The following is a 16,921-nucleotide window of genomic DNA, read 5'->3' as shown; positions in this document are numbered from 1 at the left end:
CATGTCCACCATCGGCAGCCAGCTCCTGGAGACCCCCGAACGCCGGACCCTGCGCCGGGCCGTCGGCGACCTCGGCCGCCGCTACGGCTCCGCCTACTACCTCGCCAAGGCCCGGGCCGGCGAGCCCGCCGACGAACTGTGGGCGGAGGCCGGCAAGGCCGGCTACCTCGGCGTCAACCTGCCCGCCGAGTACGGCGGCGGGGGCGGCGGCGTCACCGACCTCGCCATCGTCCTGGAGGAACTCGGCACCGCCGGCTGCCCGCTGCTGCTGCTGATCGTCTCCCCGGCGATCTGCGGCACCGTGATCGCCCGCTACGGCACCGAGGAGCAGAAGCGCCGCTGGCTGCCCGGCCTGGCCGACGGCAGCCGCAGGATGGCCTTCGGCATCACCGAACCGGACGCCGGCTCCAACACCCACCGGATATCCACCGTCGCCCGCCGGGACGGCGAGGACTGGCTGCTGACCGGCCGCAAGGTCTTCGTCTCCGGCATCGACCACTGCGACGCGGTGCTGTTCGTCGCCCGTACGGAGGACGCCCGCACCGGTCGGCTCAAGCCCTGCCTGTTCGTCGTCCCGCGCGAGACCCCCGGCTTCGAGTACCGGGCGATCCCGATGGAGCTGGTCGCCCCGGAGAAGCAGTTCCAGGTCTTCCTGGACGACGTCCGGCTGCCCGCCGACGCCCTGGTCGGCGACGAGGACGCGGGCCTGCTCCAGCTGTTCGCCGGCCTCAACCCCGAGCGCGTCCTGACCGCCGCCTTCTCGCTCGGCCTCGCCCGCCAGGCGCTCGGCAAGGCCGTCGAGTACGCCAGGACCCGCACCGTCTGGTCCACCCCGATCGGCGCCCACCAGGGCCTGGCCCACCCGCTCGCCCAGTGCGCGGTGGAGATCGAGCTGGCCCGGCTGATGACCCAGAAGGCCGGGCTGCTCTACGACGCGGGCGAGGACGTCGCCGCCGGGGAGGCCGCCAACATGGCCAAGTACGCCGCCGGGGAGGCCGCCGCCCGCACGGTCGACCAGGCGGTGCAGACCCTCGGAGGCAACGGCCTGACCCAGGAGTACGGGCTGGGCGCGCTGCTGGCCGCCACCCGGGTGGGCCGGGTCGCCCCGGTCAGCCGGGAGATGGTGCTCAACTACGTGGCCCAGCACACCCTCGGGCTGCCCAAGTCGTACTGAGCCACCGGCCGTCGCACGGATGCGCGAACACCACGGTGCCGTCCTCGCGGCCGGTGCGGCGTCCACGGTCGGGGCCCGGGCCGGCGGCGGGGGAGGGGGTCACCCGGCGGGGGAGCGCCAGGGGGCGGGTGGACGAGGTGCGCACCGCCCGGTCGGGCGCCCCCCGGGAGCAACCGCGCCCCGCATCCCCCGTCCCCGGTTCCCCACAATGGCCGAGCCGGACCCCTGACTGTCCGTATGCTCCTGAACGCGCACCGCACCGAAACGCTCACCGGTTTTGTTGCTACGTCAACTTCCTTACTGGAGGCTCACCTTGGTGTTCCGAAGCGAGTTCCCCGACGTCCCCGTGGTCGACCTGCCGATCCACGAGGCGGTGCTCGGCGCCGCACGGAGGTACGGCGACCGTCCGGCCCTGATCGACGGCATCACCGGCGAGAGCACCAGCTACGCCCAACTCGCCGCCGCCGTCGAGCGGGTGGCCGCCGGGCTGGCCGAGACAGGCGTGCGCCGCGGTGACGTCGTCGCCCTCTTCAGCCCCAATTCGACCGCCTACCCGATGGCCTACTTCGGCGCGACCAGGGCCGGCGCCACCGTCACCACGGTCTCCTCCTTCGCCACGCCCCCCGAGCTGGCCGGCCAGCTGCGCGACAGCGGCACCCGCTGGCTGGTCACCGTCTCCCGCTTCCTGCCGACCGCCCGTGCGGCCGCCGAACTGCTCGTCGAACAGGGCCACCCGCTGGCCGAGATCATCGTCCTGGACGGCGCCGAGGACCACCGCTCGCTCACCGACCTGCTGGCCTCCGCCGGCCCCGCCCCCGAGGTCGCCATCGACCCGGGCGAGGACATCGCCGTGCTGCCGTACTCCAGCGGCACCACCGGCCTGCCCAAGGGCGTGATGCTCACCCACCGCTCGATCGCCACCAACCTCGCCCAGTGCGACGCCCTCTACCGGCCCGCCGAGGGCGAACGGGTGCTCGCCGTCCTGCCGTTCTTCCACATCTACGGACTGGCCGCGCTGCTCAACCAGCCGCTGCGCTGCGGCGCCACCGTGGTCGTCCTGCCCCGCTTCGACCTGGAGCAGTTCTGCCGCACGATCCAGGAGCACCGGGTGCAGGCCCTGGTGGTGGCCCCGCCGATCGCCCTCGCGCTGGCCCGCCACCCGGTCGTGGAGCAGTACGACCTCTCCTCGGTCGAGTACCTGCTGTGCGCCGCCGCCCCGCTGGACCACGAACTCGCCGACGCCTGCGCCAAGCGGCTCGGCCTGCCGCACCTGCTCCAGGGCTACGGCATGACCGAGCTCTCCCCGGTCACCCACGTCGTCTCCCCGCGCGAGGGCGACCCCCCGCCCGGCTCGGTCGGCCGGATGGTCCCCTCCACCGAGCTGCGGATCGCCGCCCTGGACGGCTCCGACGGCGACCTCGGGCCAGGTGAGCGCGGCGAGCTGCTGATCCGCGGCCCCCAGGTGATGAAGGGCTACTTCGGCCGCCCGTCCGAGACCGCCGCGGTGGTAGACGCCGAGGGCTGGCTGCACACCGGCGACGTCGGCTTCGTGGACGAGCGCGGCTACCTGCACATCGTCGACCGGGTCAAGGAGCTGATCAAGTACAAGGGCTACCAGGTCGCCCCCGCCGAGCTGGAGGCCGTCCTGCTCGGCCACCCGCAGATCACCGACGCCGCCGTGATCGGGGTCCCGGACGCCGAGGGCACCGAGTGCCCCAAGGCCTTCGTGGTCCGCGCCCCGGGCAGCGCCCTCACCGAGGAGGAGGTCACCGGCTACGTCGCCCGGCAGGTCGCCCCGTACAAGAAGGTCCGCGTGGTGGAGTTCGTGGACGCCGTCCCCAAGTCCGCCGCCGGGAAGATCCTCCGCCGCGAACTGCGCGCCCGCGAGGCCGGCCGCGCCGCCGCCCGCTGACCGGCCCGGGCCGCCCCGGCGGCCGAAGACCGGCGCCCGTCTGTGAGGATCTTCCTGCCGCGCCCCGACCGGGACCCGCCGCGCCCCGACCGGAACAGGAACCGCCCGCCGCCATGACCAGCCACCCCGCCGTCCGCACCCCGCAGCAGGACCGCAGCCGAGCGACCAGGGCCCGGCTGCTCGCGGCGGCCGTGGACTGCCTGGCCGAGCTCGGCTGGCACGGCTCCACCGTCGCCGTCGTCGCCGAGCGGGCCGGGGTCTCCCGGGGCGCGGCCCAGCACCACTTCCCGACCCGCGAGGACCTCTTCACCGCGGCCGTCGAGCACGTCACCGCCGAGCGGCTGGCCGCCGTCCGCGCCCACGCGGACGAGCTGCCGGCCGCCGGGCCGGACCGCACCGGGGCCGTGGTCGACATGATCGTGCGGCTCTACACCGGCCCGCTGTTCCGCGCTGCCCTGCACCTGTGGACCGCCGCCGCCACCGAGGAGGCGCTGCGTGAGCGGATCATCGCCCTGGAGGGCCACGTCGGCCGGGAGGCCCACCGGGCCGCCGTGGAGTTCCTGGACGCCGACGAGAGCCGCCCCGGAGTGCGCGAATCGGTGCAGGCCACGCTGGACCTCGCCCGCGGACTGGGCCTCGCCAACCTGCTCACCGACGACAGCCACCGACGTTCCGGAGTGATCCGGCAGTGGGCGGGCGTTCTGGAGAGTACGCTGCGGCCGGTACGCCCATGACGCCCGTACACCCGGAGCGGCCGGACGCCCCCTGACCAAGGGGTCGCCGGGCGGCCGATGTCCGTGCAGTCTGGAGAAGAACCCCGGCCGGCGCGGACCGCGAGGCCCATCCGGCCGGGCACGAGCCGAACCGGGGTGCTGCCTGATCATGCACGGACACGAGTGGGACGCGACCGACGCCGCCGACCCGGCACCGGGCGGCACCCAGGTGCGCCCCGAGGACGCCCGCTCCGAGGGCGAACGGCCCACCGGCCACCGGCTCGTCCCGCTCGCGACGGCGCTGCTCCAGGGCGACGGACTGATCCTGCACTGGAGCGAGGACGCCGAGGCCCTGCTCGGGTACCCCGCCGAGGAGGCCGTCGGCAGCTACGCCGCCCAGCTGCTCACCGACGAGTCCGACCGCGCCGAGGTGCTCGGCCTCTTCCAGCGGATCATGAGCGGCACCGGGTGGTCCGGCGTCTTCCCGGTGCGCCACCGCGACGGCCACACGGTCGACCTGGAGTTCCGCACCTACCCGATCGCCGGCCCGGCCGGCACCCTGCTGCTGCTCGCCACCGCCTCCGACACCCGCGCCCTGCACGCCGTCGAGGCCGACCTCGCGGTGCTGGACGGCATCTTCGGCCGCTCGCCGATCGGCATGGCCGTCTACGACACCGAGCTGCGCTACATCCGGATCAACGAGGCGCTGGCCCGGATGAACGGGGTGCCCGTCGCCGCCCACCTCGGCCGCCGGATATCCGCCGTACTGCCCGGCATCAACAGCGTCGAGATCGAGCAGATCATGCGCCAGGTGCTGAAGACCGGCAAGCCGGTGGTGGACGCCCGCTCGCACGGCAGGGTCCCCGGCGACCCCAAGCGGGACCGCGCCTGGTCCGCCTCCTACTTCCGGCTGGAGGACTCCACCGGCCGGATCTTCGGGGTCTGCTCCTCGATCATCGACGTGACCGAGCGCTTCCAGGCCGAGGCCCGCGCCGCCCGCGCCCAGGAGCGGCTCGCCACCATCGCCGAGGCGACCGCCCGGATCGGCACCACCCTCGACCTCCAGCGCACCGCCGAGGAGCTGATCGAGGCCGTCGTCCCCCGGTTCGCCGACTTCGCCACCGTCGACCTGCTGGAGCCGGTGCTGCGCGGCGCCGAACCCGCCGCGATCCCCTCCGACCGCAACATCAAGCTGCGCGCCGTCGCCGTCGGGGAGTCCTACGAGAGCGGCCTCGCGCACGCCGTGGACGTGGTCGGCGAGACCTCCGAGTACGCCCCCGACCGCAGCTACGTCCAGTGCCTGCGCAGCGGGAAGCCGCTGCTGCGCGCCCACGTGGACGAGGAGGCGCTGCGCGGACTGGTGGCCAGCGAGGACCGGGTGGCCCCCGGGATGGCGGCGGGCATCCACTCGTACCTGATGGTGCCGATCACCGCCCGGGGCATGGTGCTCGGCGGCTCCGAGTTCATCCGGATGCGCAACCCCGAGCCGTTCACCGCCGCCGACGTCGCCCTCGCCGAGGAACTCGTCGCCCGCACCGCGCTGGCCCTCGACAACGCCCGGCTCTACCGCCGCGAGCGGGAGACCGCGCTCACCCTCCAGCGCAGCCTGCTGCCGCAGGAGGTGCACCGCACCCTCGGCCTGGAGATCGCCTACCGCTACCTGCCCAGCAGCGTGGTCAGCGAGGTCGGCGGCGACTGGTTCGACGTGGTGCCGCTGTCCTGCGGGCGGGTCGCCCTGGTGGTCGGCGACGTCATGGGCCACGGCATCCGGGCCGCCGCCACGATGGGCCAGCTGCGCACCGTCGCCCGGACCCTCGCCACCCTCGACATGCCGCCCGAGCAGGTCCTCACCCGGCTGGACGAGACCGCCTCCGGGATCGGCGAGGGCCAGTTCGCCACCTGCATCTGCGCGGTGTACGACCCGCTGGAGCGCACCGTCCAGGTCGCCTCGGCCGGGCACCTGCCGCCGGTCCGGGTCGCCCCCGACGGCACCGCGTCCGTCGTGGAGGTGCCGCCCGGGGTGCCGCTGGGCGTCGGCGGGGTGGCCTTCGAGTCGATCGAGTTCGGCATCCCCGAGGGCGGCATGGTCGCGCTCTACACCGACGGCCTGGTCGAGCGGCGCGGCCAGGACCTGGACGCCGGGATCGACCTGCTCGCCCGTACCCTGGCCGGCCCCGGCCGGACCCTGGAGGAGAGCTGCGACGCCGTCCTCGGGGCGCTGGTCACCGACGGCACCGAGGACGACATCGCGATGATCATGGCCCGGGTGCTGCCGCTGCCCGCCGACCGGATAGCCACCCTGCCGCTGTCCGGCGGCGGCCGGGTGCCCGGCAAGGCCCGCCGCTTCACCCGCGCCACCCTGGAGGCCTGGGGCCTGTCGACGCTCACCGACTACGCGGAGCTGCTGGTCAGCGAACTGGTCACGAACGCCCTGCTGCACGCCGACGCCCCGCGCCGGCTGCGGCTGTTCCGCGACCGGGTGCTCACCGTGGAGGTCTCCGACGCGGGCGGGCAGACCCCGCAGCTGCGCCCGTTCGCCGAGCAGGACGAGGGCGGCCGCGGGATGTTCCTGGTCAGCGAGCTGGCGCAGCGCTGGGGCAGCCGGCTGACCCGGGACGGCAAGGTGGTCTGGGCGGAGCTGGAACTGCCCTTCGGGACCCTGTAGGGAACGCTCGCCGCACGGACGACAACGGCCCTCGCAGGCACGAGAACGGCCCTCGCAGGCACGAGAACGGCCCTCGCAAGCACGAGAACGGCCGTTCCCCTGGGGGAAACGGCCGTTCTCGTTGTTCTCGCCGACGCGTCCGAGCCGCTACGCGTCGACCTTCGGCTGGGCGGCCGGCACGGCGACCACGTCCGCCGCGTCCGTTCCCGCGCCGGTCCCCGTCCCGGTCTTCGGGTCGGACAGCCCGCGCAGCAGCCGCCAGGCCATCACGGCCGCACCGACCAGCAGCGCGGCGGCCAGCAGCCCGGCGCTGTTCATGCCGTGGACGAAGGACTCGCGGGCGCTCGCCAGCAGCGGCTGGGCGAGCTCCGGCGCCAGCCCCTGCGCCGTCTCGACGGCCGATCCCAGCGATTCGCCGGCCCGGGCGGCGGCCGCCGGGTCCGTCCCGGCCGGGACCGCCAGCCCGTTCGCGTAGACCGAGCCGACCACCGAGCCCACCAGCGCGATGCCGAGCGCGGTGCCCAGCTCGTACGCCGTCTCCGAGACCGCCGAGGCGGCGCCGGCCCGGTCGGCGGGCGCGGCGCCCAGCACCAGGTCGGCGCCGAGCGTGTAGACCACGCCCTCGGCCGTCCCGACCAGCAGGAAGGAGGCGGCCAGCAGCAGGTAGGTGGTGTCCTGCGCCAGCCAGCCGAGCGCGCCCACGCCCAGCCCCATCGCCAGCAGGCAGGCCGTCAGCGCCCTGCGGGCGCCGAAGCGCCGGGCGATCCGGGCGGTCAGCAGACCGCCGACCACGGAGCCCGCGAAGGCCGGCAGCTCGGCCAGGCCCGCCTGGAGCGGCTGGTAGCCGCGGACCAGCTGGAGGTACTGCGAGACCACGAAGATCACGCCGGAGAGCCCGACCAGGGAGATCAGCGACGCCGAGACGGCCGCCGTGAACCGCCGGTCGCGGAACAGCCGGACGTCGAGCAGCGGTGACTCCAGCCGCAGCTGGCGGCGGACGAAGACGAACAGCGCGGCGGCGCCCAGCAGGAAGGCGGCCGGTACGTCCCAGCGGTCCACGCCGTGCGCGGCGGCCTCCTTGACGGCGTACACCACGCCGATCACCCCGGCCATCGACAGCAGCACGCTGAGCACGTCCCAGCGGCCCGGCGCCGGGTCCTTGGACTCCGGCAGCAGCCAGGCGCCGGACACCAGCAGCAGGACCAGCACCGGGATGTTCAGCAGGAACACCGAACCCCACCAGAAGTGCTCCAGCAGCACCCCGCCGACCACCGGCCCGAGGGCGGCGCCGGCGGTGGCGGCCGCACCCCAGATGCCGATCGCGGTGGCCCGCTCGCGGTCGTCCGGGAAGAGGCCGCGGATCAGCGAGAGCGTGGAGGGCATGATGGTCGCCCCCGCCACGCCGAGCAGCGCGCGGGCCAGGATCAGCCAGCCGGCGCTGGGCGCATAGGCGGCCAGCAGCGAGGCGGCGCCGAAGGCGGCGGACCCGACCAGCAGCAGCTTCTTGCGGCCGATCCGGTCGCTCAGGGCGCCCATGCTGACCAGCAGGCCGGCCAGCACGAAGGAGTAGGAGTCGCCGATCCAGAGCAGCTGGGTGCCGCTGGGGCGCAGCGTCTCGCTGATCGACGGGATGGCGAGGGAGAGGACGGTCGCGTCCAGGGCGACCACGGTCACGGCCAGGACGAGGACGGCGAGGCCGGTCCAGCGCTGGCGGGCGGTCAGGGTGCTCATGGTTTATCGGTGTCCGGCCTGTGGTCGGCGGTACTGGGGGAGGTGGTGCCGTGCGGGGTGGAGCCGTGGGTGGTGGTGCCGTGGGTGGTGGTGCCGTGGGTGGTGGTGACGTGCGGCGTGGCCCCGGGGGCGGTCGTGCTCCCGGCGGAGGCGGCAGCGGCGGTGCGGGCGTCCGGTCTGCGCAGCGCGCCGCCGAGGAACAGCTCGGCGAGCGAGAACGCGGCGTCGCGCGGGGCGAGCCGGCCGTCCTGGATGGCCCAGCCGACGCCGGCCACCAGGTCGAAGAAGGCCTCGCTCAGCCAGGCGGCGCTCAGCTCGATCCGGAACGCGCCCTGCTGCTGGCCGCGCAGGAAGAGCGCGTGCAGCCGGGCGATCTGGACCTCCCAGAGGTCGTTGATGTCGTCGTTCTCGTAGAGCTGGTTCTCGCCGGCCAGGAAGGCGCAGAGCATGGCGTCCGGGACGGAGGCGTCCACCAGGCGGCGCAGCGCGGCCTCGGCGTCGCCCCGCTCGACCTCGGCGGTGTCCAGTGCGGCGGCGAACCGGCGCAGCCCGAGCAGGCCGACCTCGCGGATCAGCGCCTCGCGGCCCGGGAAGAGCCGGTGCAGCGTGGCGCGGCTGATGCCGGCGGCGCGCGCGATCTCGTCCAGGTGGGCGGTGGGGCGGCGGGAGAGCACGCCGACGGCGGCTTCCAGGACGGTGTCGCGATCGGTGGCCATGAGTCGAGTCTAGGTCATGTGAGACATGGATGTCTCATTCTTTTGTTCCGTCTCTCATGCGAGACGCGACGCCCCGGCCGCAGGGCACGCAAAAAACCGGGGACGGTGGGTACCGTCCCCGGTCTCGGCCGGGCTCCGGGCCTGTCGGCTCAGCTCTGGTTGTAGAAGCCGGTGTCGTCCATCGGGCGGTCGATCACCATGACCTCGACGTCGGCCGGGGTGAGCAGGAAGACCCTCCGGGCGATCCGCTCGATGCCGCCCCGGGTGCCGAAGATCAGCCCGGAGGCGAAGTCGACCATGCGCTTGGCCTCGGCCTCCTCCATCTCGGTGAGGTCCATGACCACCGGGATGCTCGCCCGGATGTGCTCACCGACCGTCCGGGCCGCCTCGAAGCCCGTCGGCCGCAGGGAGACGATCTTCGTGGGCGCGGGGGCGGTCGGAACCGTCTCCTGGTCGACCCACTCGTCGTCGTACACCGCGGCCGGGTAGTTCCCCGAGGGCATCAGCCACCCGTTGTGGTGCTCGTCGCGAAGTGCTCCCATGCCGCGCCTCCCTGCCTCGTCCCGTCCTGGTCCCCCGGGGTCGCGTGCCGTTCTTGACACGTCATCCACTCGTCGGAACTGTCCGAGTATCGCACTGTTCACCGGTCCCGTGCCCGCTCGCAACCCCCGTACGAGTCGTGCCGCGCCGGAAACCCGGGCGAACCCGGGCACTCCCATGGACGCGGCACAGCGCCGTACGGTTGCGCGCGTTGACCTTATCGGTCGCGGTCACTGCGCAATTGACCTTCTGTCAACAATGCGGGAACGATTTCACCCGTCGCGTCACTCCCCGGTCGAACCGTCGATCAATTCGCGCAGAAGATCCGCGTGGCCGTTGTGTCGCGCGTACTCCTCGATCATGTGGGTGAGGATCCAGCGGAGCGTCACCGGCTCGCCGTGGCGCAGCTTCTTGGCGACGGTGTCCAGCGGCAGGCCGGCGGTGGCCCGGCGGGCCGCCTCGACCTCGGCGCGCCAGGTGGCGAAGTCGGCCGCCACGTCGGCGGTGTCGACGCCGTCGAAGTCGCCGTCCTCGCTCTCGTCGGTCCAGAAGTGCCAGGCGGTGATCTCCCGGCCGGGCAGCATGGACCGGAACCAGTGCTGCTCCACGTCGGCCATGTGCCGGACCAGGCCGAGCAGCGAGAGCTTGGACGGCGGGGCGGAGCGCAGCCGCAGCTGGTCGTCGGTCAGGCCCTCGCACTTCCGCGCGAGGGTGTCGCGGTGGTAGTCGAGGAAGGCGATCAGGGTGGCGGCCTCGTCGGCCGTCGTCGGCGGGTCCACCCGCGGGTCGAGTTCGGTCATGCCCGCCATCCTGGCGTCTGGTGGTGCACGGGCGCGAATGATTTAGCCCGGACCTGCCCGTTTCCGCCCTGTCCGGCTCCGTCCCCCTGCCCGTCTCCGCCTCGTCCGTCCCTGCCCGGCGGGCGGTTCAGCCGGTTCGGGCGTTCAGTCGGCCGTCGCCCGGCGGCGGGTTCGGGCCGTCCGCCAGAGCCCCACCACGCTGCCCAGGACCAGCAGCGCGATCACCCCCGCCGACAGCAGGAAGGCCGCCGAGCCCGGCCGGCCCGCACTCGCCGCCGCCGTGACGTACACCGCGGTGGTCGGCACCACGCCGATCGCGGTGGCCAGGACGAACGGCAGGAAGCGGACCCCGGAGAAGGCCGCGCCGTAGTTGGCCGCCTGGAACGGCATGCCGGGCAGCAGCCGCAGCACCAGCACGCTGCGGAAACCCTGCTCGGTGAACCGCCGGTCCAGCGCCCCGAGCACCTTCCCGCGCAGGTACGGGCGCAGCGCCTCGCGGCCGAGGCCCCGGCCGAGCCCGAAGGCCAGGGCGGCGCCCACCGTGGTGCCGAGCACCGACAGCAGCACGCCCTGCTGGATGCCGAGCAGCAGCCCGGCCGCCGCGTTCAGCGCGGGGCGGGGCACGAAGGCGAGCGTGCCCACCGCGTAGACCAGGGCGAACAGCGGGCCGAACCAGTACCCGGGCATCCGGTCCGCCAGGCCGCCGGAGAGCAGGTCCGTCGGGCTCCAGAGCAACAGCGACCCGGCCGCCGCCGCGAGCACCGCCACCAGCAGCGCGAACCGCCACCACGGAGAGCGCGGCGAGGCGACGGGCTGCGGCGCCGCGGCGGGGGCCTGCGGCGGCACGGCGGGCGGCGCGGGGACGGCGGCATCGGGCTCGAACACCGCCCGAGCCTAACCGGTACCCGGCCGCGCCCCGCTTCCCGGCCCCGACCGCCGGCGGGGGCATGAGTCCCACCACGGGTCGTCGCGCCGGGTGCCGGTCGGGCGCGCCGGCCGGTCCCCGGGTGACGCCCCCCGGGGATCAGGCGCGAGCCGGGTCCGCCGCCGACCGCGTCGCGCGGTGGCGGCGGACCGCGTCCCGGTTGGCGCACCGTTGGGAGCAGTAGCGCTGGCGGCCGGTGCGCGTGGTGTCGGCGTAGATCGTGGTGCACCCGGCGACGGCGCACCGGCCGAGCCGGTGCATGCCGCGCCCCACCAGGTGGAACGCCGTGCCCACGGCGATCAGCGAGGACAGCACGGCGGCGAACGGCAGGCGGTCGTCGCGGTAGTGGAGGTGCCAGCCGCCGGAGTGGTCGGTCAGCCGGGGGTGGGACGCGCCGGCGGCCAGCATCCGGTTGAGCCGCTCGGCCCGCTCGCCTTCGGTGGCCGCGTCGACGACTCCCTCCCAGGTGTCCAGGAGGGCGAGGGTGTGCGCCAGGTCGGCCTGCGGCACCGGCCCGTCGATCACCAGCCCGGCGGCGCGGCAGCGGTCCGTCAGGTCTTCGACGGTCTGCGGACGTCGGTTGGCCAGCTCGGCGGCGAGCTTCACGGCGTCCCCGCCGTAAGGGTTGAGATGCATAAGACCATGACACCAGGCTGGGCGGCATGAGTCACCACCCCCGTCACCGCCGGAGGTCCGGCCCGGCCTGCCGGCCGGTCACCGCCCGGGCACATCCCCGAGCCGATCGATCGACTGCCGTGCCCGCCAAAGAAGTTGACGATCACCCGGAACTCGGGACGCGGGTTCCCGCCCTCGACGGCGCGGCCCCGGTCCCGGTCTCGTCCCCGGCGTCCCCGGCGTCACCGGCCCCGGACCGGTGCCGGTGAGCGGCCGCACCGCGACCAGGGTCCGGAACGACCGCGGGCGCGCCGCTCCCGCCGGGCGGTACCGCTGGACGATCCTCGGCATCGCCACCTTCGCCCAGGCGACCTCCTGCTTCTTCGTGCAGGGCATCGGAGCGATGGCCGTCGACCTGCAACGCTCACTGGACATCGGCACCGGCCAGCTCGGACTGCTCCTGTCCTCCTCCCAACTCGTCCCCCTGGTAGGCCTGTTGGTGGCCGGCGAGCTGCTGGACCGGCACAACGAGCGCTGGGTCGTCGGCATCGGCGCCGCCGTGGTCGCCGGAGGCCTGCTCCTCGGCAGCCTGGCGCAGGGGTACGCCTCCCTGCTGGCCGTGCTGCTGGTCGTCGGCGCCGGGTACAGCACGGCGCAGCCCGGGGGCAGCAAGTCGGTCGCCGCCTGGTTCGCCCCCGCGCAGCGCGGGCTGGCGATGGGCGTGCGGCAGGCCGGACTGCCGCTGGGTGCGGCGGTCGCCGCCGCCGTCCTGCCGGCCGTGGCCGCGGCGTACGGGTGGCGGATGGCCCTGGTGGTGGGCGGGCTCGCGGCACTCACGGGAGCCGTGGTCTTCATGGCCCTCTACCGGAGGCCGCCCGCCGCCGCCGTCGCGGTCGTTCCGGTCGCCGACCCCGGCCGGACGCGGTCCGACCTCCGGGAGGGGGCCCCGTCCGCCGCGCCGCGCTCCCGGCTGCGGATGCTGCGGGAACCGGCCATGGTGAGGATCCTGCTGTCCGGCACGAGCATGGTGGCGGTGCACGGCGGCGTCGGCCTCCTGGGCGCGCTGTACCTGCACGACGTGACGCGCCTGGGCGCCGGTCCGACGGCCGCCGTCCTGGTGGCCGCTCAGGTGGCGGGTGCGACCGGCCGGATCGGCCTGGCCGCCTGGAGCGACCGCAGCCGCGGCGGACGGTACCGGCCCGTCCTGGTCAGCATGGGCGCGGTGGTGGCGGGCCTGACGGTGCTGATGACGCCGGCGGGCCAGTCCCCACCGGTGGCCGCCCTGGTGTTCACCTGGCTCGGCTTCTTCGGGATCGGCTGGTACGGCCCCTGGGTCGCCCACCTGGCGGAGTCCGCCCCGCCGGGCCGGACCGGCTTCGCGCTCGGCCTGGTCATGGCCGTCAACCAGCTGGCCGTCATCCTGGTCCCGCCCGCACTCGGGCTGCTCCGCGACACCACGCACAGCTTCACCCCGGCCTGGGCGGCCCTCGCGGGCACCACGGCCCTGACCCTCGTGGCGACCGCGAGCGGCGACCGGCACCGGCGCAGGAGCGGTTCGCCGTGAGCCTCCGGCCTCCGCCGTCCGGGGGCCGCCGTCCGCCGTCCGGCGGCTCTCGGCCGGGGACCCGCTGAACAGCGCCGCCCGGGTTCGGTGCGGCCCCGGTTCAGCGCGGCCCGGCGAGGAACGCCAGCAGGCGCCGCCACGAGTCCCGGGCCGCGTCGGCGTGCTCGACGGCGGCGCTCTCGAAGAAGTCGTGCGGTGCGCCCGGGTAGCGGACGAACTCGTGCGGGCAGCCGGCCGCGGTGAGCGCCGCGTCGAAGGCGTCGACGGTGCCGGCCGGGATGTGCTCGTCGGCGCCGCCCCAGAAGGCGAGGACCGGGGCGGTCAGCTCCCCGGCCAGCTGGGTGGGCCCCGGGGCGCCGTGGAGGGCGTCCGGGTAGCCGTAGTAGCCGACCGCGCCGGCCAGGCCGAAGCGCGGGGCGGCGGTGCGGAAGGCCTGCCGGCCGCCGAAGCAGAAGCCGAGCGCGACCACCTCGGCGGGCCCGACCGCGCGCAGCCGTTCCAGCGCGGCGGTGATGTCGTCGTCCAGTCCCCCGGGGGTGAGCGCGAGCAGGTGGGGGAGCAGGCCCGGCATTTCGCCGAATTCCGCCGGGCGCTTTTCCGGGAAGGCCCCGGCGGTGCGGCCGTAATAGTCGAGGACGAGGGCCGGGTGGCCCTGTTCGGCGAGCCGGGCGGCGGTCTGCCGGTAGAACGCGGAAAGGCCCTTGTTGTCCGGCAGGACGAGCACGCCGGGCCCGGTGGCGACCTCGGGGCGGGCCAGGAAGGCGCCGAAGCGGGTGCCGTCGGCCGAGGTCAGGGTGAGCGGGGCGGCCTCGGCCGGCGGCCACCGGGCGGGGCTGAAGGCGGGCGGGGCGGCATTCGGGTCGTAGCACACGGGGAATTCCTCTCGTGGAACGCGAGAACCGCCGGGCGCGGTGTGCGCCCGGCGGTTCGAGACCTTAGCGGGGAATTCCCTCGGGAATTCACCATCATATCGCGGAGAGATCTTTTCCGGAAGGCTTTTCCGGTGACATTGCGGTCACGTTCCCGTCGCCGGAGTTCCGTTCGGCCAGCTTCAGCGCCCCGGCGCTCAGCAGCAGGGCGCAGGCGAGCGCGGTGACCAGGGTGAAGGAGACGGTCAGCGAGGTGGCCTGGGCGAGGGCGCCGATGACCGCGGGGGCGATCAGGCCGGAGGTGTAGGTGACGGTGGCGACGCCCGCGATGGCCTGGCTGGGGTTGGTGCCGATCCGGCCGGCCGCGGCGAAGGCGAGCGGGACGATCACCGCGATGCCGACGCCGATGAGGGCGAACCCGGGGATGGCCAGCGCCGGGCTGTCCGCGGCGACCACCAGCAGGCCGCCGGCGGTGGCGACGGCGCCGCCGATGCGGGTGGTGCGGACGGCGCCGAGGCGGCGGATCGCGGCGTCCCCGGCGAGCCGGCTGACCGCCATGGTGAGCGAGAAGGCGGTGTACGAGGCGGCGGCGACGGTGGCCGAGGCGCCGGTGACGTCCCGCAGGTAGACGCCGCTCCAGTCCATCGAGGCGCCCTCGGCGAAGACCGCGCAGAAGCCGACCAGCCCGATCACCAGCGAGCTGCGCGGCGGCAGCGCGAACCGGGGCGGCTCCTCCGCGCCCTCGTGCGCCCGGATGTCGGGCAGGGCGCGGCAGACGGGCTGGGCGAGGGCGAGCAGGATCAGCGCGGTGACGGCCAGCTGGAGCCGGGCGTCCAGCTCCAGGTGGGCGGCGAGGATGCCGAAGGGCGAGGCCAGCAGGCCGCCGGCACTCCACATCCCGTGCAGTCCGGACATGATCGAGCGCCCGAGCCGTTCCTCGATCTCCACGCCCTGGGCGTTCATCGCGACGTCCGCCATCCCGGCCGTGGCGCCGTACACCAGCAGCGCGGCGCACAGCGCGGGCAGCGAGGGGGCGAGCGCGGGCAGGGCGAGCGTCAGGCACCAGAGCGAGATCAGCCCGCGCACCGCCGCCCGGCCGCCGTAGCGGTGCACGAAGCGGCCGGCCAGCGGCATGGCGAGGGAGGAGCCGATGGCGGGCATGACCAGGGCCAGGCCGAGCTGGCCGGCGGAGAGGTCGAGGCGGTCCTGGATCCACGGGATGCGGGTGACGAAGCTGCCGCTGACGGCCCCGTGCACGCAGAAGACCAGGGCGATGCCCGCCCGGGCCCGGCGCGGGGCGGTCAGCGGCTCCGGCGGTGGTGCGGTGGTCCCGCTCATTCGGTGTTCCCTCCCGGTCGCGCGACGAGGGGCGCGACAGTGCCCTGTGACGGTGGATAAATTATCAGGAAGGGACCCTGATAGAAATGCTCTGGAAGGATGATCTGCCATGACCATCGCGCGTACGGCCACGCCGAGCACCGCCCGGGCGATCAACGACCGGCTGGCACTCAACCTGCTGCTCGAACAGGGCCCCCTGACCGCGACCGAGCTGCGCGACCTCACCGGCCTGTCCCGGCCGACCGTCGCCGACCTGCTCGAACGCCTCCAGCGCACCGGCCTGGTGGCCGTCGTCGGCGAGCGCGGTGAACAGCGGCGCGGCCCCAACGCCCGGCTCTACGCGCTGGTCGCGTCCCGGGCCCACCTGGCCGCCTTCGACGTCCGCTCCGGCGGCGTCAGCCTGGTCGTCGCCGACCTGGCCGGGCGCAGCCTCGCCACCGCCGAGGTCCCGGTCGAGGGCGACGGCGGCCCGGAGACCGCCGGCGCCGTCGTCGCCGCCCTGCGGGAGACCGCCCGCGGCGCCGGCGTCGAACGGCTGCACACCGTCGCCGTCGGCGCCCCCGGGCTGGTCGACCCGGCCACCGGACGGCTGCAGAGCACCGGCAAGCTCCCCGCCTGGCACGCCGAACTCCTCGCCGCGCTGCGGGACCTGCCCGGCACCGAGGTGATCCTGGAGAACGAGGTCAACCTGGCCGGGCGGGCCGAGTACCGGGTCGGCGCCGCTCGCGACCGCGACACCTTCGTCCTGATGTGGCTCGGCCACAGCGTCGGCGCCGCCGTGATCCTGGACGGGCGGCTGCGCCGGGGCTTCTCCGGCGGCACCGGCGAGATCTGCTTCCTGCCCGTCCCCGGCACCGTCGGCCTGCCCAGCGCCGACAGCTGCGAGGGCGGCTTCCACGGACTGGTCGGCAGCGCCGCGATCTGCGCGCTGGCCCGCGCCCACGGACTGCCGGCGGACCCGGCGGACGACGCCCCCGCCGCCGAGGCCGTCGTCCGGGCCGCGCTGTCGGCCGGCGCGGCGGGCGACGGCTTCCTGGACGAGCTGGCCGAGCGGATCGCGATCGGCGCGGCCGGCGTCTGCGTGGTGCTGGACCCCGGCTGCGTGGTGCTCGGCGGCGAGACCGGCCGGGCCGGCGGACCGGAGCTGGCCCGGCGGGTCGAACGGCGGCTGGCCCGGCTCTCCCCGCTCAGCACCGAGGTGCGGGCCGGCACGGCGGGCGGCGGCGCGGTGCTCGCCGGGGCGGTGCTCACCGCCGGGGACGCGGTGCGGCGCGACCTCTTCGGCGAGCCGTAGCGCCGGTCCGCCGCCCTCGGGTGATCACCCGCGCCGCCGGTACGGCAGGATGGCGCGGGGGCACC

General features: G+C 74.9%; 14 protein-coding genes. 6 read left to right on the top strand and 8 right to left on the bottom strand.

All coding sequences use genetic code 11. From position 1 onward, the window contains the following. The first annotated feature begins 1 nt into the window (after position 1). The 4 genes from ACZ5GH_RS02445 to ACZ5GH_RS02430 all read left to right on the top strand — a co-directional run bounded on the left by ACZ5GH_RS02445 (position 2) and on the right by ACZ5GH_RS02430 (position 6,464). A complete protein-coding gene (locus tag ACZ5GH_RS02445; protein ID WP_464333255.1) occupies positions 2–1,174 on the top strand; it encodes an acyl-CoA dehydrogenase family protein in 1,173 nt (390 codons plus the stop codon). A gap of 313 nt (positions 1,175–1,487) precedes the next feature. After that, a complete protein-coding gene (locus ACZ5GH_RS02440; RefSeq protein ID WP_387747761.1) occupies positions 1,488–3,086 on the top strand; it encodes a 4-coumarate--CoA ligase family protein in 1,599 nt (532 codons plus the stop codon). Between the two features lie 113 nt (positions 3,087–3,199). Continuing rightward, complete coding sequence (locus tag ACZ5GH_RS02435; protein WP_387747763.1) at positions 3,200–3,820, top strand: TetR/AcrR family transcriptional regulator; 621 nt, start codon at positions 3,200–3,202, stop codon at positions 3,818–3,820. A gap of 148 nt (positions 3,821–3,968) precedes the next feature. Beyond that, positions 3,969–6,464: a SpoIIE family protein phosphatase gene (locus ACZ5GH_RS02430; RefSeq protein WP_387747765.1), complete on the top strand. Its 2,496-nt coding sequence runs from the start codon at positions 3,969–3,971 to the stop codon at positions 6,462–6,464. 147 nt (positions 6,465–6,611) lie between these two features. Here ACZ5GH_RS02430 and ACZ5GH_RS02425 read toward each other — a convergent pair whose 3' ends face one another. The 6 genes from ACZ5GH_RS02425 to ACZ5GH_RS02400 all read right to left on the bottom strand — a co-directional run bounded on the left by ACZ5GH_RS02425 (position 6,612) and on the right by ACZ5GH_RS02400 (position 11,812). Next, positions 6,612–8,195 (bottom strand): MFS transporter, encoded by a 1,584-nt coding sequence (locus tag ACZ5GH_RS02425; protein WP_464333254.1) that lies wholly within the window; start codon positions 8,193–8,195, stop codon positions 6,612–6,614. Continuing rightward, the gene (locus ACZ5GH_RS02420; protein WP_464333253.1) at positions 8,192–8,911 is read right to left on the bottom strand and encodes a TetR/AcrR family transcriptional regulator; all 720 of its coding nucleotides are present in this window, start codon (positions 8,909–8,911) and stop codon (positions 8,192–8,194) included. The genes ACZ5GH_RS02425 and ACZ5GH_RS02420 overlap by 4 nt, the downstream gene beginning before the upstream one ends. A gap of 149 nt (positions 8,912–9,060) precedes the next feature. Then, on the bottom strand, positions 9,061–9,453 hold the full coding sequence (locus ACZ5GH_RS02415) for a cell division protein SepF (RefSeq protein WP_387747771.1): 393 nt from the start codon (positions 9,451–9,453) through the stop codon (positions 9,061–9,063). Positions 9,454–9,735: 282 nt separating this feature from the next. Then, positions 9,736–10,251, bottom strand: a complete 516-nt coding sequence (locus tag ACZ5GH_RS02410; protein ID WP_387747773.1) for a DinB family protein — start codon at positions 10,249–10,251, stop codon at positions 9,736–9,738. A 144-nt stretch (positions 10,252–10,395) separates the two neighbouring features. After that, positions 10,396–11,136: a TVP38/TMEM64 family protein gene (locus ACZ5GH_RS02405; protein ID WP_464333252.1), complete on the bottom strand. Its 741-nt coding sequence runs from the start codon at positions 11,134–11,136 to the stop codon at positions 10,396–10,398. 139 nt (positions 11,137–11,275) lie between these two features. Next, positions 11,276–11,812, bottom strand: a complete 537-nt coding sequence (locus ACZ5GH_RS02400; RefSeq protein WP_387747777.1) for a CGNR zinc finger domain-containing protein — start codon at positions 11,810–11,812, stop codon at positions 11,276–11,278. A gap of 244 nt (positions 11,813–12,056) precedes the next feature. On the opposite strand from ACZ5GH_RS02400, the gene ACZ5GH_RS02395 reads away from it, so the two are divergent. After that, positions 12,057–13,355, top strand: a complete 1,299-nt coding sequence (locus tag ACZ5GH_RS02395; protein WP_387747779.1) for an MFS transporter — start codon at positions 12,057–12,059, stop codon at positions 13,353–13,355. 100 nt (positions 13,356–13,455) lie between these two features. On the opposite strand, the gene ACZ5GH_RS02390 is transcribed toward ACZ5GH_RS02395, so the two are convergent. Together ACZ5GH_RS02390 and ACZ5GH_RS02385 are read right to left on the bottom strand one after the other, a co-directional pair. Next, positions 13,456–14,226 carry a dienelactone hydrolase family protein gene (locus ACZ5GH_RS02390; protein ID WP_464333251.1) on the bottom strand — a complete coding sequence of 257 codons (771 nt, stop codon included), beginning with the start codon at positions 14,224–14,226 and terminating at the stop codon, positions 13,456–13,458. A 94-nt stretch (positions 14,227–14,320) separates the two neighbouring features. Beyond that, entirely contained in the window at positions 14,321–15,562 is a 1,242-nt protein-coding gene (locus ACZ5GH_RS02385; RefSeq protein ID WP_464333250.1) for an MFS transporter, read from the bottom strand. A gap of 109 nt (positions 15,563–15,671) precedes the next feature. Here ACZ5GH_RS02385 and ACZ5GH_RS02380 point away from each other — a divergent pair, with 109 nt between their 5' ends. Beyond that, the gene (locus ACZ5GH_RS02380; RefSeq protein ID WP_387747785.1) at positions 15,672–16,856 is read left to right on the top strand and encodes an ROK family transcriptional regulator; all 1,185 of its coding nucleotides are present in this window, start codon (positions 15,672–15,674) and stop codon (positions 16,854–16,856) included. Positions 16,857–16,921 lie beyond the last annotated feature (65 nt).

The sequence above is a fragment of the Kitasatospora sp. Xyl93 genome, from assembly GCF_055383135.1.
Note: the sequence above shows the minus strand (reverse complement) of the source record. Positions and strands in the feature narration are given on the sequence as shown.

What these genes read in the sequence shown, in the direction of transcription:
- ACZ5GH_RS02425 (WP_464333254.1), bottom strand. Translation starts at nt 8,195, where the DNA reads ATGAGCACCCTGACCGCCCGCCAGCGCTGGACCGGCCTCGCCGTCCTC.
- ACZ5GH_RS02435 (WP_387747763.1), top strand. Translation starts at nt 3,200, where the DNA reads ATGACCAGCCACCCCGCCGTCCGCACCCCGCAGCAGGACCGCAGCCGA.
- ACZ5GH_RS02380 (WP_387747785.1), top strand. Translation starts at nt 15,672, where the DNA reads ATGACCATCGCGCGTACGGCCACGCCGAGCACCGCCCGGGCGATCAAC.
- ACZ5GH_RS02410 (WP_387747773.1), bottom strand. Translation starts at nt 10,251, where the DNA reads ATGACCGAACTCGACCCGCGGGTGGACCCGCCGACGACGGCCGACGAG.
- ACZ5GH_RS02400 (WP_387747777.1), bottom strand. Translation starts at nt 11,812, where the DNA reads ATGCATCTCAACCCTTACGGCGGGGACGCCGTGAAGCTCGCCGCCGAG.
- ACZ5GH_RS02445 (WP_464333255.1), top strand. Translation starts at nt 2, where the DNA reads ATGTCCACCATCGGCAGCCAGCTCCTGGAGACCCCCGAACGCCGGACC.
- ACZ5GH_RS02385 (WP_464333250.1), bottom strand. Translation starts at nt 15,562, where the DNA reads ATGAGCGGGACCACCGCACCACCGCCGGAGCCGCTGACCGCCCCGCGC.
- ACZ5GH_RS02415 (WP_387747771.1), bottom strand. Translation starts at nt 9,453, where the DNA reads ATGGGAGCACTTCGCGACGAGCACCACAACGGGTGGCTGATGCCCTCG.
- ACZ5GH_RS02420 (WP_464333253.1), bottom strand. Translation starts at nt 8,911, where the DNA reads ATGGCCACCGATCGCGACACCGTCCTGGAAGCCGCCGTCGGCGTGCTC.
- ACZ5GH_RS02430 (WP_387747765.1), top strand. Translation starts at nt 3,969, where the DNA reads ATGCACGGACACGAGTGGGACGCGACCGACGCCGCCGACCCGGCACCG.